Raw genomic sequence first — 17,943 nt, forward strand, 5'->3', positions numbered from 1 at the left:
GTCAAAACCCATGTCAAAACCTGCTATGCGCGTAGCCATTACTGGTGCAGCTGGTCAAATTGGTTATGCACTGCTGTTCCGCATCGCTTCCGGCGAAATGCTAGGCAAAGACCAGCCTGTTATCCTGCAACTGCTTGAGATTCCAGACGAAAAGGCGCAAAAGGCCTTACAAGGCGTCATCATGGAACTCGACGACTGCGCCTTTCCTTTGCTTCAAGAAATTACTGCTCACAGCGATCCACGCACGGCCTTTAAAGACGCTGATGTGGCATTACTGGTCGGCGCAAGGCCCCGCGGTCCGGGTATGGAGCGTAAAGATCTATTAAGCGTAAACGCGAAAATCTTTACCGAGCAAGGACGTGCGCTGAATGACGTGGCTAGCCGTGATGTCAAAGTGTTGGTAGTCGGTAACCCTGCCAACACCAATGCTTACATCGCCATGAAGTCCGCACCTGATCTACCAGCAAAGAACTTTACCGCCATGCTGCGCTTGGATCATAACCGCGCATTATCACAGTTGGCCGCTAAGGCTGATGTTGCGGTTGCCGATATTGAAAAACTCGTGGTTTGGGGCAACCATTCGCCAACCATGTACCCCGACATTCGGTTTGCCGAAGTAAAAGGTGCTTCCTTAGAGCAAAAAATCAACGATCAAGAATGGAATCGCAACACCTTCATTCCAACCGTAGGTAAACGCGGCGCAGCCATCATTGAAGCCCGAGGCTTATCGTCAGCTGCCTCTGCAGCGAATGCCGCCATTGATCACATTCGTGACTGGGTGTTGGGATCAAATGGCAAGTGGGTGACCATGGGCGTCGCTTCTGACGGCTCTTACGGCATACCTGAAGGCATTATCTACGGTGTTCCCGTCACCACAGAAAATGGCGAGTACACAGTCATTAAAGATCTTGCTATCGACGAGTTCTCTCGTGAACGCATGGACTTCACCTTACAAGAGTTGCTGGAAGAGCGTGAAGGCGTCAAAGACTTACTAAGCTAATCGACCAAAAGATCGGCCTACTCCGCTGTACGCCGCTACACCCCAATGGCTAACCGAACGATAGCCATTGGGGTGTTTTTATTTACCCGTCTCATTGGTATTACGTTAAGGGGTTTGCCCTAAGTGAGGCGACGCCGTTACGACTATCGCGATACAGTAAATGCTTACTGCAAAAAATCTTATGCATCCTTAGGTTCACCACCTTTATTGGGAGATCAAGATGAGTAGCACTGCAAAAAGCAAAACATCAGCAAATACGGTGACGCCCAAAAAATCAGTGGCCTTATCCGGCATTGTTGCTGGTAATACCGAGTTAAGTTCAGTCGGAGGTAGTGGTAACGAACTGCATTATCGCGGCTACGATATTTTAGACTTGGCTCCCGCTTGCCAATTTGAAGAGGTGGCTCACCTACTTATACACGGGAAGTTACCCACTAAGGCCGAACTGGCTGCTTATAAGGTGAAGTTGAATCGTTTACGCGGTTTACCCTTGCTATTACAACGCGCCCTTGAATCACTACCCGCGGCCAGCCACCCCATGGACGTTATGCGGACAGCGGTTTCAGTATTGGGCTGCGTGCTACCCGAAAAAGAAGACCACGCACCTGCTGCAGCAAAGGATATTGCCGATCGCTTAATTGCGTCGCTAGGCTCCGCCCTACTTTACTGGTATCACTACAGCCATAACGGTGAAATGATTGATGTGCGTAATGACAACTCCAACATAGGTATTGCAGGGCATTTTTTAAGCTTACTGCACGGCACCGAACCCTCTAAAGCCTGGATTCACGCCTTAGACGTCAGCCTAAATTTATATGCTGAGCACGAATTCAATGCCTCTACCTTTACGGGGCGGGTGATTGCTGGCACTGGGTCGGATATCTATTCCTGCATCGCGGGTGCCATTGGCGCATTACGAGGCGCCAAGCACGGGGGAGCCAACGAGGTCGCTTTCGACATTCAAAAACGCTACTCAAGCCCAGAACAGGCGCAAACCGACATACTTGATCGTTTAACACGCAAAGAGGTGATTATGGGCTTTGGCCACCCTGTCTATACCACCCACGACCCGCGTAATGTGGTGATTAAGGACGTCGCCAGATCGTTATCCAAACAGGCCAATAGCAGTCAAATGTTCGACATCGCTGAGCGAATCGAGACGGTGATGCAAGATGAAAAACGAATGTTTCCTAATCTGGACTGGTACTCGGCAGTGGCCTATCACCGCATGGGCATTCCAACCAGTATGTTCACGCCACTTTTTGTCATCGCCCGAGTCGCTGGCTGGTCAGCGCATATTTTGGAACAACGAAACGACAACAAAATCATTCGCCCTACCGCAAATTACATCGGCCCAGAACCACGCGATTTTGTACCCCTTAGTCGCCGTAAATAACCCTTCAAACAGGAGGCGCTATGCCCGAGCCACGTCAGAATGTATTACCCCAACCCGATCAGGTGCTTATTGATATTGCCGAGTATGTACTCAGCGATGAGCCCCTTAGCGCCGAAGCCTATGACACAGCGCTTTATTGCTTACTTGATAGTATCGGCTGTGGACTCGAAGCGCTGGAATACCCCGCGTGCACCAAACTTCTTGGCCCTGTCGTGCCCGGCGCCAGCCTAACCAACGGGGCTCGTGTCTTTGGCACCCAACATCAATTGGATCCCGTACAAGCCGCCTTTAACATGGGCACCATGATTCGATGGTTGGATTTCAATGACACATGGCTGGCGGCAGAGTGGGGCCACCCTTCCGATAATTTAGGTGCTATTTTAGCGCTTGCCGATTGGTTATCGCGTGATGCCGTCGCCTCTGGCAAAAAACCCTTAGTCATGAAAGACGTGCTAACTGCCATGATTAAAGCCCACGAGATACAAGGATGTTTAGCACTCGAAAATGCGTTTAATCGCGTTGGGCTGGATCATGTCATTCTCGTTAAAGTCGCCTCTACGGCTGTTGCAGCTCGTTTGCTGGGTTTAACGAAACACGAAACCATCAACGCGTTGTCGCAAGCCTGGGTGGATGGCCATGCGTTGCGCACGTATCGCCACAGCCCCAATACGGGCAGCCGTAAAAGCTGGGCAGCTGGCGACGCCACCAGTCGCGCGGTAAGGCTTGCCTTAATCTCACGCACAGGTGAAATGGGCTACAACTCAGTATTAAGCGCGAAAGATTGGGGGTTTTACGATGTGCTGTTTAACGGGCAGCCTTTCACGTTCCAGCGCCCTTACGGCAGCTATGTCATGGAAAACATACTGTTCAAAATATCCTTTCCCGCAGAGTTTCACTCGCAAACCGCTGTCGAAGCAGCCATGACACTGCACCAACGCTTGGTCGAAATGGGAAAAACCAGCGACGACATTCAGTCAGTATCAGTGCGTACACACGAGGCCTGCATCCGTATTATTGATAAAAAAGGCCCCCTGCATAACCCGGCCGATCGTGACCATTGCCTGCAGTACATGGTGGCTGTCCCTCTTATTTTTGGTCGCCTAACTGCCGCTGACTATGAAGACGATGTCGCCAGCGACAGCCGAATTGATGTATTGCGCAGCAAAATACACTGCATCGAAGACCCAAGTTTCACCGCCGACTACCACGAGCCAGACAAGCGATCTATCGCTAATGGCTTAACCATTACGTTAAACGACGGTACAAGCTTAGACGAGGTCGTTGTGCACTACCCAGTGGGTCATCGTCGGCGCCGCTCTGAAGGTATTCCGCTGCTTATTGAAAAGTTTAAAATCAATCTCGCCAGAAGGTTTCCTGAGAAACAACAAGAGAACATACTCAAGGCCTCATTGTCTGCTCAAACTCTGCATCACTTAAGTGTGGATAACTATCTGGACCTTTATGTCATTTAAACTCGTTGCTGGGAGGCGTTTAACGTCCTCCCATAACCCGCCTTCCCCACTTTACGAAGTGAGATTGCCCGTTTAGGCTAAAGGTCTCATACTTAGTCTAGGATTCATCATGACCCGAACCGTGCATCACCTTCCCGATCTACAACGTTTTGAAATCAAGGAGGATGGCCACACCTGCGTGTTAAATTATCATACGCAAGCCGCCATCATGACCGTCACCCATACTGGTGTGCCTTCGGCCGTTGGCGGGCGAGGCATTGCTGCAGATTTAACCGCGGCCGCGCTTGATTACGCAAAAAACCACCATCTTAGTGTCGTACCCCAATGTAGTTATACGGCGGCTTATTTTCGTAAACACCCCGAGCATAACGCGCTGCTTGCCTAGTCGATTGCACCACAGTCTCTTCACTCAACTCTTATATAAGATATAAGACTCTTGCTTAGCAGGCGGCTTCCACATACAATTAGAGTCAGTCGTTACGCACACTTAACTTAACATTTACTCTTAATAGGCCTGCTACATGCTGGATTCATATCGCCAACACGTTGCCGAACGCGCTGCGTTGGGCATTCCTGCATTGCCCTTAACGGCAAAGCAAACCGCTGATCTAATCGAGTTAATCAAGAACCCACCTGCTGGTGAAGAAGCGTTCTTACTCGATCTATTCACTCATCGCGTGCCCGCTGGTGTAGATGACGCCGCTAAAGTTAAGGCGTCGTATTTAGCCGCCGTTGCGCTTGGCACCGAAACCAATTCCCTATTCGATCGTAAACGGGCCTGTGAACTATTAGGCACCATGCTCGGTGGTTACAACATTAGCACCCTATTGCAATTGCTTGACGACGAAGAGCTTGCCCCCGTCGCTGCACAAGGCTTGAAATTCACCTTGCTAATGTTCGACGCTTTTCATGACGTTAAAGAAAAGGCCGATCAAGGTAATCGCTACGCACAAGAAATTCTGCAAAGCTGGGCTGACGCCGAATGGTTTACCAGCCGCCCTGAAGTCCCACAAAGCTTAACGCTCACCGTCTTCAAAGTAACCGGCGAGACCAACACTGACGATCTGTCACCTGCCCCTGATGCATGGAGTCGCCCTGACATCCCGCTTCACGCTTTAGCGATGTTGAAAAATCCACGCGACGGTATCGAGCCTGATGAAGCCGGAAAAGTTGGCCCCATTAAGCTACTACAATCGCTTAAAGAAAAAGGTCACCAAATTGCTTACGTTGGTGATGTAGTCGGTACGGGTTCTTCACGTAAGTCAGCCACTAACTCCGTGTTATGGTTTACCGGCGACGACATTCCTTACGTACCCAACAAGCGTTTTGGCGGTGTTTGTTTAGGCAGTAAAATTGCCCCGATTTTCTATAACACCATGGAAGATGCTGGTGCCCTTCCCATCGAGCTAGATGTGTCCAAAATGGAAATGGGCGACGTCATTGAGCTACTTCCTTACGAAGGCAAAGCATTGAAAAACGGCGAAGTCATTGCCGAATTCACTGTAAAATCCGACGTATTGTTCGATGAAGTTCGTGCGGGTGGCCGTATTCCACTGATCATTGGTCGAGGCCTAACAGCTCGCGCACGTGAAGTGCTGGGCTTGCCTGCCACCGCGTTATTCCGCCTACCAACTGCGCCCGTTAGCTCTGATAAAGGCTACACATTGGCTCAAAAAATGGTGGGTCGCGCTTGCGGCTTGCCCGAAGGCGAAGGTGTACGCCCTGGTACGTACTGCGAACCGCGTATGACCACCGTGGGCAGCCAAGACACTACTGGCCCCATGACACGCGACGAGTTAAAAGACTTAGCTTGCTTGGGCTTCTCAGCAGATTTGGTCATGCAGTCATTCTGTCACACCTCTGCTTACCCTAAACCAGTGGATGTTTTAACGCATCACGAACTGCCTGATTTTATCAGTACCCGTGGAGGCGTGTCCTTGCGCCCCGGTGACGGCATTATTCACTCGTGGCTAAACCGTTTGTTGTTGCCTGATACCGTTGGTACAGGTGGTGACTCACACACACGTTTCCCAATCGGTATCAGCTTCCCCGCCGGATCGGGTCTGGTGGCGTTTGCGGCAGCAACAGGCGTGATGCCATTGGACATGCCTGAGTCCATCCTTGTGCGATTCAAAGGCGAAATGCAACCCGGCGTCACTCTGCGTGATCTGGTTAACGCCATTCCACTCTACGCCATCAAGCAAGGCTTGCTTACTGTAGAAAAAACCGGAAAGGTTAACGCGTTTTCTGGCCGCATTTTGGAAATCGAAGGTCTGCCTAACTTAAAAATTGAGCAAGCTTTTGAACTCTCTGACGCGTCAGCCGAACGTTCTGCTGCGGCATGTACCGTTCGTCTCGATAAAGAGCCAATTATCGAGTACTTAAACAGCAACATCACCCTGATGAAATGGATGATTGCGAACGGCTATGAAGACGAGCGCACTTTGGTACGTCGCATCAAAAGCATGGAAGAGTGGTTGGCTAATCCGCAACTACTCGAACCAGACGCCAATGCTGAATACGCCGAGATCATTGAAATCGATCTGGCCGATATTCACGAACCCATTGTTGCCTGCCCGAATGACCCTGATGATGTGAAAACCTTATCCGAAGTGGCTGGTACGGTGATTGACGAAGTATTTATTGGTAGCTGCATGACCAATATCGGTCACTTCCGCGCTGCCTCTAAATTACTGGAAGGCAAACGCGACATTCCTACCCGCTTATGGGTGGCACCGCCAACCAAAATGGATCAGTCGCAGCTTACCCAAGAGGGTCATTACGGTGTGCTTGGCGTAGCTGGTGCACGCATGGAAATGCCGGGTTGCTCTTTATGTATGGGTAATCAGGCACAGGTACGTGAAGGCGCTACGGTAATGTCCACCAGCACGCGTAACTTCCCTAACCGTCTAGGTAAGAACTCGAATGTGTTCTTAGGGTCGGCCGAGCTTGCTGCAATTTGCTCACGCTTAGGACGTATTCCAACGAAAGAAGAATACATGGCAGATATGGGTGTACTTAGCAGCAATAGCGATGATATTTATCGCTACATGAACTTCGATCAAATTGAAGAGTACCAAGAGATCGCAGATTCAGTAGGCACCTAGCCTAAACGGCTAATTGCCCTACCCTTGCCGAACAGCCTCAACGCTGTTCGGCATTTTTTATGGACAAACATGATGAGGGTTACTTCATCCGCCGATTACCCCCACTTGGCTACACAACAAGGGTAAACTTAGTCATATACTGCGTTTAACATAACCTATAAGCGGCCTATGTCTGTACCTTCATTACCCGAGCACCAACACTTGCATCGCGATATGCAGCTTTTACTGCGTTATGCTGATGCCTTAACTCGGTCAGGCTCTAAGGTCGAAGATGACTTTTGGGAAGCCAAACTCGTCAAGCTCATCAATCAAGCACTAGCCGCAAAAGAACCTCGCTTGCTTGAAACCTTATTTGAGTTCCTGGGGCAGCAACAGCTACATGCACAGTACGAAATTTTGGCGGGCCTCGCCGAAGGGGTGGCCGAGTCGCTAACCTTCGAGCACCAAGGCGCCAACTACGATGCGTTGTTGATTAGTTTGCCGATTACCGTCTGGACACGCTATCAACTACCGCATGGTATGTTAAATGAAGCCGTCATAACGGATCTTGAACACCGCTTATTAGCTAAGGTCTTAAACCCAGACGCGCAAATCTCTGTGGTCAATCATTTACTAAGTTTTGACCAACTCCCCGCCAATTTCAATGAAACTCGTCAGCTTTTGACTCGCTTAGCCAAGCGCGCGCTTAGCCAATCTGCCGACGATATTACGCCTAAAGCCGATGACGAGTCTTACGGCTTGCTGGCTGACGCACGTTTCATTTTAGTCGGAGTCGTTGTACCAAAAGGCGAAGCGTTATTCCGTTGGCAACAGGATGGCACTGACCCCTTAACTGAGCAACTTCAGATCATTAATGAATGGCAAGACGTGTGCCATTCGTTACTGGGTAAAACCTTTACCGGCTGCAGTACCGATTATTGGTTGCCCAACGCGTTCTATGCAAACAATCGCGAAGCCGACAAGCACATGCGCCCGCTAACCGTCAAAGCCGCCGTCACATGGCTGCAAACTGCCGCTCAGCTATCCGCATCCGACTTAAGCGTTGTCATTGCCGCGTGTGGTAACGAACAAGTGGAAGAATACCGAATAGGTTTTAATACCCAAAAAAGTACAAGTGCTATTTATGGGGCAATTTGGCCCATCCTGATTCCAGAAGAGACCGACAGTAATAGTCCGGAATATCTGGATGCGCCTAGCGAAATCGCATCGTTGTTAAACGAATTTGGCATCACGGAAGTTCGTTTGCTACCTGGGCTGTACCTACCTGAAACCTGCGACGACTGTAGCGCTCCATTCTTTCCCAATGAAGAGGGCGAGCTACTGCACCCCGACTTACCCGAAGAACTTAACCTCGACCCTTTGCAATTACACTAACCAGCCGTGCTTCACTTTGATATTTTTTGCCGTGTCGTCGATAACTACGGCGATATTGGCGTGTGTTGGCGATTAGCTCGGCAATTAGCAGCTCGCCCACACTCTGCTACGGTGCGCTTGTGGGTAGATGACTTACACAGCCTCGCTAAGATCGAACCCGTCATACAACCTCAATTAGCACAACAGAAAGTAGCCCAAGTCGACATACGACAATGGTCTGATCACACCTCATTCCCCGCTTTGCATCAGGTTGTCATCGAAGCCTTCGCATGCGAACTACCCCAATGCGTGCGCGATCAAATTAGCCACCAACACCTGTGGATCAACCTTGAGTACCTCAGTGCCGAAAGTTGGGTAGACGATTTTCATGGGCACGCCTCTCCGCAAGGACAACAGCAACGAAAATTCTTTTTCTTTCCTGGTTTTACCTCTAAAACAGGCGGTTTATTACGCGAGCATAATCTACTTAGCCATCAACAGCAGTGGCTAGCCAACCACAACAACGCAAGATTACTCTGGTCGAAGTTGGGTATTGCTCCTGCAGTGCAAAATGAGTTAAGCAACCATAAACGCCAACAACTACTACTTTTTAACTACCCTAATGCACCGGTCGACGGGCTGCTGTCTGCCCTTAATCAAAGTGGACAAAAGTTTATCGTCCTTAGCCCCTACCCACTTACCACAGCACAGCTCAGTTCAGGTCACGATGACGTGTTATGGCATCAGTTCAACTTTGTGCCCCAAGATGAATTCGACCAACTGCTGTGGCTAAGCGCCGTCAATATTGTGCGTGGTGAAGACTCGTTACTGCGTGCCCTATGGGCAGGCAAGCCCATGATTTGGCAACCTTATCTGCAAGACGATGATCTACACATCAGTAAGTTAGAGGCACTGCTGAAAACCAGCCCCTTAACCCCGTCAACTCACGCTTTGATGCATGCGTGGTCAACAGGTGACTCCACAGGTTTTGCCAAGCAACTTGCGCAACAGCTACAAACGCCGCAGTGGGAGATCTGGAATAAAGAGGCTGAATTATGGCGCGCCCACTTGCTTGAACACGACGATCTGTGCACTCGTCTTATTGGTTTCTGTACTGAACCGCTACGTTCGCGTTAAAATAGACGGTTTAGACCTCCGCTAACAACGATGTGCGCGGAGCCATCCTTAATCGGAGTTCTTCTACCTATGAAAACTGCTCAAGAGGTACGCGTCGGTAACGTCGTAATGATCGGCGGCGAGCCCTTAGTCGTACAAAAATCCGAGTACAACAAGTCGGGGCGTAACTCGGCTGTTGTGAAACTCAAATTCAAAAACTTATTGACCGGCAGCCCTAGTGAAGCCGTACATAAAGCTGACGAAAAATTTGAAGTGGTACTACTCGAGAAAAAAGAATGTACTTACTCCTATTTTGCTGATCCGTTGTATGTCTTCATGGATCAAGACTACAACCAGTACGAAGTTGAAGCGGACAGCATGGGCGATGCCCTTAATTACCTTGAAGATGGTATGCAGGTTGATGTGGTCTTTTACGAAGACCGCGCCATTTCACTCGAGCTACCTAATACCGTTGTACGAGAAATCACTTACACTGAACCTGCAGTGCGAGGCGATACTTCAGGTAAGGTGCTTAAGCCTGCCACGATCAGTTCGGGTCATAACGTCTCTGTGCCGCTATTTTGCGAAATTGGCGACAACATTGAAATTGACACACGTACGAATGAATACCGTAGCCGTGTAAACTCATAGTTTGCGCAATTACCGTAGGGCCTTATGGCCCAGCCAACAAAAAGCCCATCTAAAAATGATGGGCTTTTTGTTGTGTGCATGAGCTTGAGAGCCTGCGCAAAGTGGACATCGGATTTTACTGCAAACGATCATCATCCAAATACTCGGGAATAGGCATCACGGCAATCCCTTCGTCTGCCAACTCGGCATACTCGTCAGCGGTTGCACTTCCTCGAATTGAGCGCTCTTCAATTTCGCCATTATGCATGCGTCTGGCTTCATCAGCAAAGCGGACGCCAACGTCATCAGAGTTACGCACGATATCTTTAAATTTACGAAGCATCTCGGCCTGTAGGCTGGCTAAGTCTGCCGTACCGGGAGAAGCAACAGGCGACGCATTATTGCTGCCACTGCTACTGCCCGCACTGGTCTCTTCTTGCTCGGTGCTACGCGATGCTCGGGTATCACTTTTCAAATGACTGAGATTTAAACGCGGCGCTGAGAGTTTTTTTGTCAGCTCGGCAGAGTCACAAACAGGACAACGCAAAAAGCCTGACTCGCGCTGCTCTTGATAATTATCGTGTGACGTAAACCAGCCTTCAAAAACATGGCCGTTCGTACACTGTAAATCGAATACTTTTAATCCCATACTATTCCAGATGAGGGTGGTTTGCCGAAATACAAGACCACGCCATTAACGGGTAACGTTCATTACATTATATCGAGACCCTACTCTCGGTGCTGAACTCACGTTATAGCCGCGGAACTGAGGCCAAAAGCTGTTGGGTTTGAGGGTGGCTTGGCTGTTTTAACACTTGATGTGCGCTGCCTAATTCGGCAATCCGGCCCTCATGCATGACAGCCACCCTATCGGCTAGGTACTCGACCACCCCAAAGTTATGTGTAATAAATAAATAGGCAATGCCATGCTCTTTCTGAAGCGCATTGAGCAGATCAAGGATTTGAGCTTGCACTGAAACATCTAACGCCGAGGTGGGTTCGTCACAGAGCAGCACGGCGGGCTCGACCGCCAATGCACGTGCAATGGCGATTCGTTGTCGTTGACCACCGGAAAACTCGTGTGGATAACGTTCAGCACTATTCTTGGGCAGCCCAGTTTGATCTAACAATTGCACGATGCTGGCGTCGCGTTGCGCTTTAGACGCCTCGGGTTTTAACGACCTTATCCCTTCATGCAAAATATCACCAACCAGCATGCGTGGGTTCAATGAAGCAAAAGGGTCTTGAAAGACGATCTGTATGCGTCGACGCAAGGCTCTCAGTGTTGATCGCTTCACATCAAGCAGGTTATCACCTTCTAATATGGCTTGACCGGTGACCTTCGCCTGCCCATCCAGTAAACGCACCAACGCTTTGGCAATCGTACTTTTACCGCAGCCTGACGCTCCCAACAGCGCTAGCGTTTCGCCACGATGTAAATTGAAGGACACTTCTTGCACAATTGGTAAGAGTTTGGGCTTGCGTAACACACCCCGAGATTGCGAATACGCTACCGACAAATCACTGACCTCAAGCACCACTGGTCCAAGCGCTTTGTGCGCCAGATCAACAGGCTGTTGTAGGGTTTGCCGTGACGTCGTTTCCATTGTCTTCGTTACCACTTCCTTTGCCTCACGTGACGATACGTCAGTGGACACAGCGCTTAATGCCTGCCCTCGTCGTTCGTAGGTCGGAATGGCAGCCAATAATTCCTTAGCATAAGGGTGATCAGGGCGCGCAAAAAAACGAGATGCCTCGGCAATTTCCACAATTTCGCCATAGCGCATTAACGCCACTTGGTGCGCGATACGCCTAACCACAGCCAAGTCGTGAGTGATTAGCAAAATACCCAGTCCCATCTCTTGCTGAATATCAGCCAGCAGATCGAGAATTTGCGCTTGAACGGTAACATCCAACGCGGTCGTAGGTTCGTCAGCAATCAGCAACTGAGGCTCTGCCGCCAGAGCCATCGCAATCATAACGCGCTGTCGTTGCCCACCTGAAAATTGAAATGGGTAATCGGCTAAGCGCTGCTCTGCATTAGGAATACCAACACGCGTTAACCACCAAATCACACGTTCTTTTAACGCCGCACCGCGATACGAGGTATGCAAACGTAACGTTTCGGAAATTTGCTGCCCGATGCTCATCACCGGATTCAAACTGGTCGAAGGCTCTTGAAAAATAATGCCAACCTTTGCCCCCCTTAGGCTACGCATGTCTTTTTCAGAGTAATCCAACACATCATCGCCATTTAACGCGATGCTGCCCTGATCGATCCAGGCGGCGTCGGGCAGTAATCGCAAAATAGCCTGTGCGGTAATGCTTTTACCTGATCCGGACTCGCCAACCAACGCAAAGGTTTGGCCTTTGAGCACACTGAACTGCAACGTTTTAACGGCATGGTTAATGCCTGCATCAGAGGCGATGTCGACCGACAACCCGTTCACGTACAGCAAGGGAGTAGATACTGTACTCATGGCAACTCACTTTGGGCCGCACTTGGCGCTTTGTTTTTTCGCCCCCGAGGCACCTGAATATGCAGGCGTCTGGCTCGAGGGTCAAAAGCCCGTTGAACGGCATCCGCAAAAATATTTGCTGACAGCACCAACGCTAGTAAAAAGAAGAACGCCGCACCTAAATTCCACCAGATCATGGGGTCACGGGACATTTCCACACGAGCTGCATCGATCATGGTGCCAAACGATGGCATGCTGGGATCCACCCCTATACCTAAGTAAGAAAGCACCGCCTCGTACAACACCAGCCCCGAAAACTCTAACACCATCGTGATCAAGACAATATGCATTAGGTTCGGCAAAATGTGTTTGAGCATAATGCGGATATGGCCAACACCAAAAGCTTTGGCGGCCTGCACATACTCGAGCTCGCGTAGTTTAAGGGTTTCAGCTCGCAATAGCCGGCACAAACCCGACCACCCCGTCAATCCTAAAATCAAACACAGTAAAAACAAACGCAGGTCAGCACGGGCCGCAACCGTATCAAACAGCTCAGGGTGATTATCAATATAGACCTGCATTAACAACACGCAAGCCGCAATCAATAGCACGCCGGGTATCGACGTCAAGGTGGTGTAGAGATACTGGATAAGATCGTCTACCCACCCCTTAAAGTAACCAGCGGCAATACCAAAACCCAAAGCTGGAGGCAGCATGGCAAAGGTGGTTAAGGTGCCAATGACCAGCGCCGTGCGCACGCTTTTTAGCGATAGCGCAATCACATCATTACCAGAACGGTCAGTGCCAAATACGTAGTAATTACTGCTTAATGCCACCACCACGCTCGCACACAGCACCAGTGCCGTCAGCGCGTACCAGGTGGCTTTCCATGCATAAAACTCGCTATCGCGGCGCCACCAATGCTGGCGAACAGTCAGCCACGACACCGCGATGCCTTGCGCTGTTAAACGGCGTTTTAACAAGGCATTCCATAACAACAGTGAGAATGCCACCCACACCGCCATCACCAAGGTCGCGTAGCCCAACAAGCGTGTAATATCTGCTGCACGCTGCTCGGTAGAGTCGATATTTAACGCTGCAAACTCTAGGGCGGGAAAGTCTCGCACCGCTTCCCCGTCGATTAACTGAGACTCTTTAAAGAACAGATGTAAGGCTAAGGGAGCCGAATAGGTGCGTTCGACTTTAGCTAAGCCGGACTTCTCTAACACATCGTCAAGCACAGATCGCGCAATAGGCGCATAGCGTGCTTCGGTTTGCTCAGCGTTTTCCAACGGGGGCAGCAGTGGTCGGTAATGAATAGAGTCAAGCAAGCCGACGACAAGAAACGCAGACAGAATAACCCCTGCCGCGGCGGCCGAAGGGGTGCGCAATACGCTGGTCCACGCTTTTTTCAATGCGGTATTGCGTGTGACATGCCAGACATACACCAGTCCACCCAGCACGGCTAGCCAAATAAACACATCGGTCCACAACAAGGCTAACTTAGGCATGTTTGTGACACCCCGTATAACGTTGAGAGGAGCTTACAGTCATCTTCGCGGGCCCTAATCAAAACGAACTCGTGGATCGACTAAGGTGTAGGAAATATCAGCTAGCATCAGCCCCACAATGTAGAGTGCTGAGCCCAAAAACACCATGGCTCGCACAATAGAAAGGTCTTGTGCATTAATGGCATCAATGGTGTAGCTCCCCAAACCCGGAATGCCAAAAAACGACTCGGAAATCAAACTACCCATAAAAAGTAAAGGAATGGCAGATACGGTGCCCGTTAAAATGGGCAGCATCGCGTTCGGTAATAAATGCCGGAACAACACGATACGCTCTGATAAGCCTTTAGCGCGGGCCGTACGTATATAGTCTTTGCTGGCTTCCTCAAGAAACAAACTACGATAAAAGCGACTTTCGGCACCCAGCCTAGAGATAATGCCCACCAGCACAGGCAATGCTAAGAACTTAATGCTGTTCATGCCATCGATCCATCCCGAATAAGGCACCCACCGCAGCACTTTAGCGAAAAGCCACTGGCCTGCAATGATGTAAAACAAGCCCGAAATTGACAAAAGCACCACGCAAACCACCACACCCGCAAAATCCAGTCGAGTCCCTCTGAAGAAGGTCAGTAATAGGGCAAATGCGACAGATACCCCAAGGCCTAAGATAAAGGTAGGTAGCGCCAAGGCTAAGCTTGGCCCCATCCGGTTACGAATCTCGTGAGTGATATCGTGACCGGAATCGGAAAAGCCAAAATCAAAACGAAGCAATGGCACAGATCGGTTATAGAAAATGGTGTCCTTAAACGCCGTTAGCCCCGACTGCTCGGCGTTATAAAACAAGGGCTTGTCGTAACCACGCTCTTGCTTCCAAAGCTCGATGGCTTCTGTGCTGACGCGTTGACTACCGATAGCAAGATGAGCCATATCATCCGGCGTGTTCACGGCAAAGAACAACACAAAGGTTAAAAAATTAACCCCTAGTAAAATCAATACACCATAGGCTAAGCGACGCAATAAGTATCGAATCATGACTGCTCCTGCTTTGGCGTCACGGCTGCTGCTCTGGCCGTTTGTTTTTCACGGGCCTGCGCGCTGCGCCACACATACACGGCGACAGCAAAAGCCAAAGCCAGCACTAACCATAGCGGCCACCAATACGGTGCGTTCCATTGCTTTTGCAACACCACCCGCTGCTCAGGATCAATACGCAAATACTGCAAGGTATTACGCACCATTTGGGTAGGTTTCGCGTTATGTACCCACGAATGGTAGGCGCCCCCCGCCTTCGGGAAATAGCCAAACATCCATGGGGCATCCTGTTGGACGATGCCTATCATCTCTTGCACCACGGCGTCTTTCTCAGGACCATCGTCTAAAAAACGCATTTCCTCAAAGAGGCGGTCGTAATCGGCATTTTGATAATTCGCCGCATTTTCACCATTAGTAAGCGCTTGAGCTCGTGGTCCGTACAGAAGAAATAAGAAGTTTTCCGCATCGGGATAATCGGCAACCCACCCCCACATAAACATCTGGGCCGAACCGCGTCTCATTTTGTCTTGGAAGCGGTTGTAGTCCGTTGCCCGAATCTCAAGTTGCACACCAATTGAACCAAGCTGGCGACGCATCCAATCGAGCATAGCGCTAGAGCCCATGCCCCCGGCCGAATCAAAATACAGGATTAACGGTGCCCCCGTTTTTTCATCTCTACCGTTTGGATAACCCGCTTTCGCCAGCAGTGCTTTCGCCTCGTCTAAGCCCTTTCGCTCTACTCCGGCTTGGGTCAGGTTATAAACCGTTGGGTTTACCCCTTCGGGAAGGGGTAGGTAGCCGCTGACATCCGGGGGCAGTGGGCCGTGTGCTACGTCCGCCTGATCATTTTGAAAAATGGAAACGAACTGCTCCCAATTAAAGGCGATGCTTACCGCCTGTCGCAAATACCTGTTTTTCTCTTGTTGTTCCGGCGTATCTCCTAACCCAACTACCGGGTCTAACCAGTTAAAGCCCATGTAGAAAATTTGTGCCGCCGTCGCCGTACTAAGCTGTAAACCGCGCTCTTCGTAAAGCTTTGCTTTATCGACCGAGTCTTCCGCGGCGACCGTCATCGACACGCCGTATTCGCCGCGCTCGATTTGAGGAATATCGTAGTACCCTTGCAAGAATTTGCCCATCAGGGGCACACTTTCTTTCTCTAAACTGAACACCGCCTTATCAATAAACGGCGTCAATTTGCCGCAATCAACCAATAAACCTAAGGCCGCGTCACCCGCTTCGCCTTCACACGGATACGGCTCACCTCTGAAATTAGGATTACGTGACAGCACATGACGGCGATTCGGGATCGACTCGCTTAACATATAGGGGCCTGTACCCACTGGCCACGTATTCAAGCTTAGACCGTGTTCAGCCATCCCCGGTTGATGATAAAAACGCTCGGCCTCCCAAGGAATGGGGGCCACGAAGGTCATGGCTAACCAGTACCTGAACTGCGGGTACTTTCCCTTTACTCGGATGCGAAGCGTATAAGGATCAAGAGCTTGTACGCCCGTCAACTCGACGGAACGTAAGTCCAGCCACTGCTCTCTCTCTGTTTGTTGATCCAGCTCGCGCAGCGTGTCACCGAGCTCGCGCAAACCCTCTACGTGTTGCGCCATGGTGGCAAAAATCGGAGATACAACCCGCGGACTGGCTAAGCGCTTAAACGCGTAAACGTAATCGTAAGCCGTTAGCTCTCTGGTGCCGCTCTGTTCAAAATCGCTAATAGCGTATTTGCCATTTAAAGCGTCTGGGGTGATAGGCCAATAGCGGTGTGATCCGTTGTTATCGACAGCAAACGCAGGATGGGGCTGAAACTGAATACCCCGTTTAATCGGAATATCGTAAACGCTGATGGCGACGCTCGAACCCGCTACGTCTTCGGGTAAGCGCTGCTCTTGCTCATCTAAATAATAGGGCTCAACGATTTCTTCAGCGGCTCGAGGGATGAGCTGATAGGGTCTGGCCAAATAATGGTAACCGTATAAAGGCTCGTAAATTGAGTACGTAAAGGGCGTTTCATCGGTAGAGTAACTGCTTGCAGGGTCTAAGTACTTAGGCGAACGCTGGGTGAAGGCCGTATAAAATACGTTCTCTGCAATCTCAGCTTCGGCATAAGGGCTGTTTACAGCTTGATCAGAGCATCCCGAAGCCGCCACCATCAGAAATAACGCTGTAATGCCTGCCCTTAGTGTTGTCATTAGCAACTTCCTTGCTGCCAGCACTCGTAACGCCAAACCCACGGTGCTTTAACATTCGCCTGCTCCCAGAGTCCTCGCCTCTGAGATCGGGCTTGCTGTTGAATGTTAACTAAGGCGCCATTACGTAAAAACATGCCCTGCTTTTCGGTGTTAGCCCATGCATAACCCGCCTCTACCATTTGCTCGTTCACTGTCGCACCCTTGGATAAGTGAACGTCACACACATCGCGATCATAATGGTCCCGCTCAAAGCAACGCAGGCTTACGTTTTGCCCCGCAATCAGCGAGGCCAAAAAATCGCGTGACGCTTTAGCATGCGGCTGGCCGGGACGCTGGGCGCTGGTATGCGTTTCTGGTGCATCGATACTGGCCATACGAACTCGATGCGTTGTGCCGCTAACCGTTGCATTAAAGGTGTCGCCATCAATGACGTTAGCTACCGTGGCCTCTAGTAAATACTCACCCTTAGCTAACTTAAGCGAGCGGCCCTCGTCGTCGCCTTCTTGTGCGTTGTTCCACACCGCCGAAGCGGCAAGCACCACAATCACACCTAGGGTGAGCGATTGACGAAACTTCGATTTATTACGAAAAAACGCAGGGCGTTTAGACATCAGTGACGCATCCAAAATAAAGAAAGTAAATGGCTTGTTGATTATAAGTTTT

At 50.2% G+C, this 17,943-nt stretch carries 14 protein-coding genes; 8 read left to right on the forward strand and 6 right to left on the reverse strand.

Annotation, left to right across the window (positions count from 1 at the left end; translation table 11 throughout):
- Positions 1-10: 10 nt before the first annotated feature.
- The 8 genes from AC2UZI_RS10525 (at position 11) to efp (ending at position 10,095) form a co-directional block, all read left to right on the forward strand.
- A complete protein-coding gene (locus AC2UZI_RS10525; RefSeq protein WP_486943828.1) occupies positions 11-1,000 on the forward strand; it encodes a malate dehydrogenase in 990 nt (329 codons plus the stop codon).
- 220 nt (positions 1,001-1,220) lie between these two features.
- Positions 1,221-2,396: a bifunctional 2-methylcitrate synthase/citrate synthase gene (gene prpC / locus AC2UZI_RS10530; RefSeq protein WP_486943829.1), complete on the forward strand. Its 1,176-nt coding sequence runs from the start codon at positions 1,221-1,223 to the stop codon at positions 2,394-2,396.
- Between the two features lie 20 nt (positions 2,397-2,416).
- A complete protein-coding gene (locus AC2UZI_RS10535) occupies positions 2,417-3,868 on the forward strand; it encodes a bifunctional 2-methylcitrate dehydratase/aconitate hydratase (protein ID WP_486943830.1) in 1,452 nt (483 codons plus the stop codon).
- Positions 3,869-3,977: 109 nt separating this feature from the next.
- The gene (locus tag AC2UZI_RS10540; RefSeq protein WP_486943831.1) at positions 3,978-4,253 is read left to right on the forward strand and encodes a GNAT family N-acetyltransferase; all 276 of its coding nucleotides are present in this window, start codon (positions 3,978-3,980) and stop codon (positions 4,251-4,253) included.
- A 136-nt stretch (positions 4,254-4,389) separates the two neighbouring features.
- Positions 4,390-6,975 carry a bifunctional aconitate hydratase 2/2-methylisocitrate dehydratase gene (acnB, locus tag AC2UZI_RS10545; RefSeq protein WP_486943832.1) on the forward strand — a complete coding sequence of 862 codons (2,586 nt, stop codon included), beginning with the start codon at positions 4,390-4,392 and terminating at the stop codon, positions 6,973-6,975.
- 168 nt (positions 6,976-7,143) lie between these two features.
- Positions 7,144-8,349 carry a DUF2863 family protein gene (locus AC2UZI_RS10550; RefSeq protein WP_486943833.1) on the forward strand — a complete coding sequence of 402 codons (1,206 nt, stop codon included), beginning with the start codon at positions 7,144-7,146 and terminating at the stop codon, positions 8,347-8,349.
- Between the two features lie 6 nt (positions 8,350-8,355).
- Positions 8,356-9,465, forward strand: a complete 1,110-nt coding sequence (gene earP, locus AC2UZI_RS10555) for an elongation factor P maturation arginine rhamnosyltransferase EarP (RefSeq protein ID WP_486943834.1) — start codon at positions 8,356-8,358, stop codon at positions 9,463-9,465.
- A 69-nt stretch (positions 9,466-9,534) separates the two neighbouring features.
- Positions 9,535-10,095 (forward strand): elongation factor P, encoded by a 561-nt coding sequence (gene efp, locus AC2UZI_RS10560; RefSeq protein WP_486943835.1) that lies wholly within the window; start codon positions 9,535-9,537, stop codon positions 10,093-10,095.
- A 115-nt stretch (positions 10,096-10,210) separates the two neighbouring features.
- On the opposite strand, the gene AC2UZI_RS10565 is transcribed toward efp, so the two are convergent.
- From AC2UZI_RS10565 to AC2UZI_RS10590, 6 genes are all read right to left on the reverse strand, one after another.
- The gene (locus AC2UZI_RS10565) at positions 10,211-10,723 is read right to left on the reverse strand and encodes a DUF1178 family protein (RefSeq protein WP_486943836.1); all 513 of its coding nucleotides are present in this window, start codon (positions 10,721-10,723) and stop codon (positions 10,211-10,213) included.
- A 103-nt stretch (positions 10,724-10,826) separates the two neighbouring features.
- Positions 10,827-12,554: an ABC transporter ATP-binding protein gene (locus AC2UZI_RS10570; protein ID WP_486943837.1), complete on the reverse strand. Its 1,728-nt coding sequence runs from the start codon at positions 12,552-12,554 to the stop codon at positions 10,827-10,829.
- The gene (locus AC2UZI_RS10575; RefSeq protein WP_486943838.1) at positions 12,551-14,044 is read right to left on the reverse strand and encodes an ABC transporter permease; all 1,494 of its coding nucleotides are present in this window, start codon (positions 14,042-14,044) and stop codon (positions 12,551-12,553) included. The genes AC2UZI_RS10570 and AC2UZI_RS10575 overlap by 4 nt, the downstream gene beginning before the upstream one ends.
- 54 nt (positions 14,045-14,098) lie before the next feature.
- Positions 14,099-15,076: an ABC transporter permease gene (locus AC2UZI_RS10580; RefSeq protein WP_486943839.1), complete on the reverse strand. Its 978-nt coding sequence runs from the start codon at positions 15,074-15,076 to the stop codon at positions 14,099-14,101.
- Positions 15,073-17,280, reverse strand: a complete 2,208-nt coding sequence (locus AC2UZI_RS10585; RefSeq protein ID WP_486943840.1) for an ABC transporter substrate-binding protein — start codon at positions 17,278-17,280, stop codon at positions 15,073-15,075. Before AC2UZI_RS10585 ends, AC2UZI_RS10580 begins: the two co-directional genes overlap by 4 nt.
- Positions 17,280-17,891, reverse strand: coding sequence for a thermonuclease family protein (locus tag AC2UZI_RS10590; RefSeq protein ID WP_486943841.1), 612 nt, complete (start codon positions 17,889-17,891; stop codon positions 17,280-17,282). The genes AC2UZI_RS10585 and AC2UZI_RS10590 overlap by 1 nt, the downstream gene beginning before the upstream one ends.
- Positions 17,892-17,943: the final 52 nt, after the last annotated feature.

The organism is Paenalcaligenes sp. DL 463, from assembly GCF_057475185.1.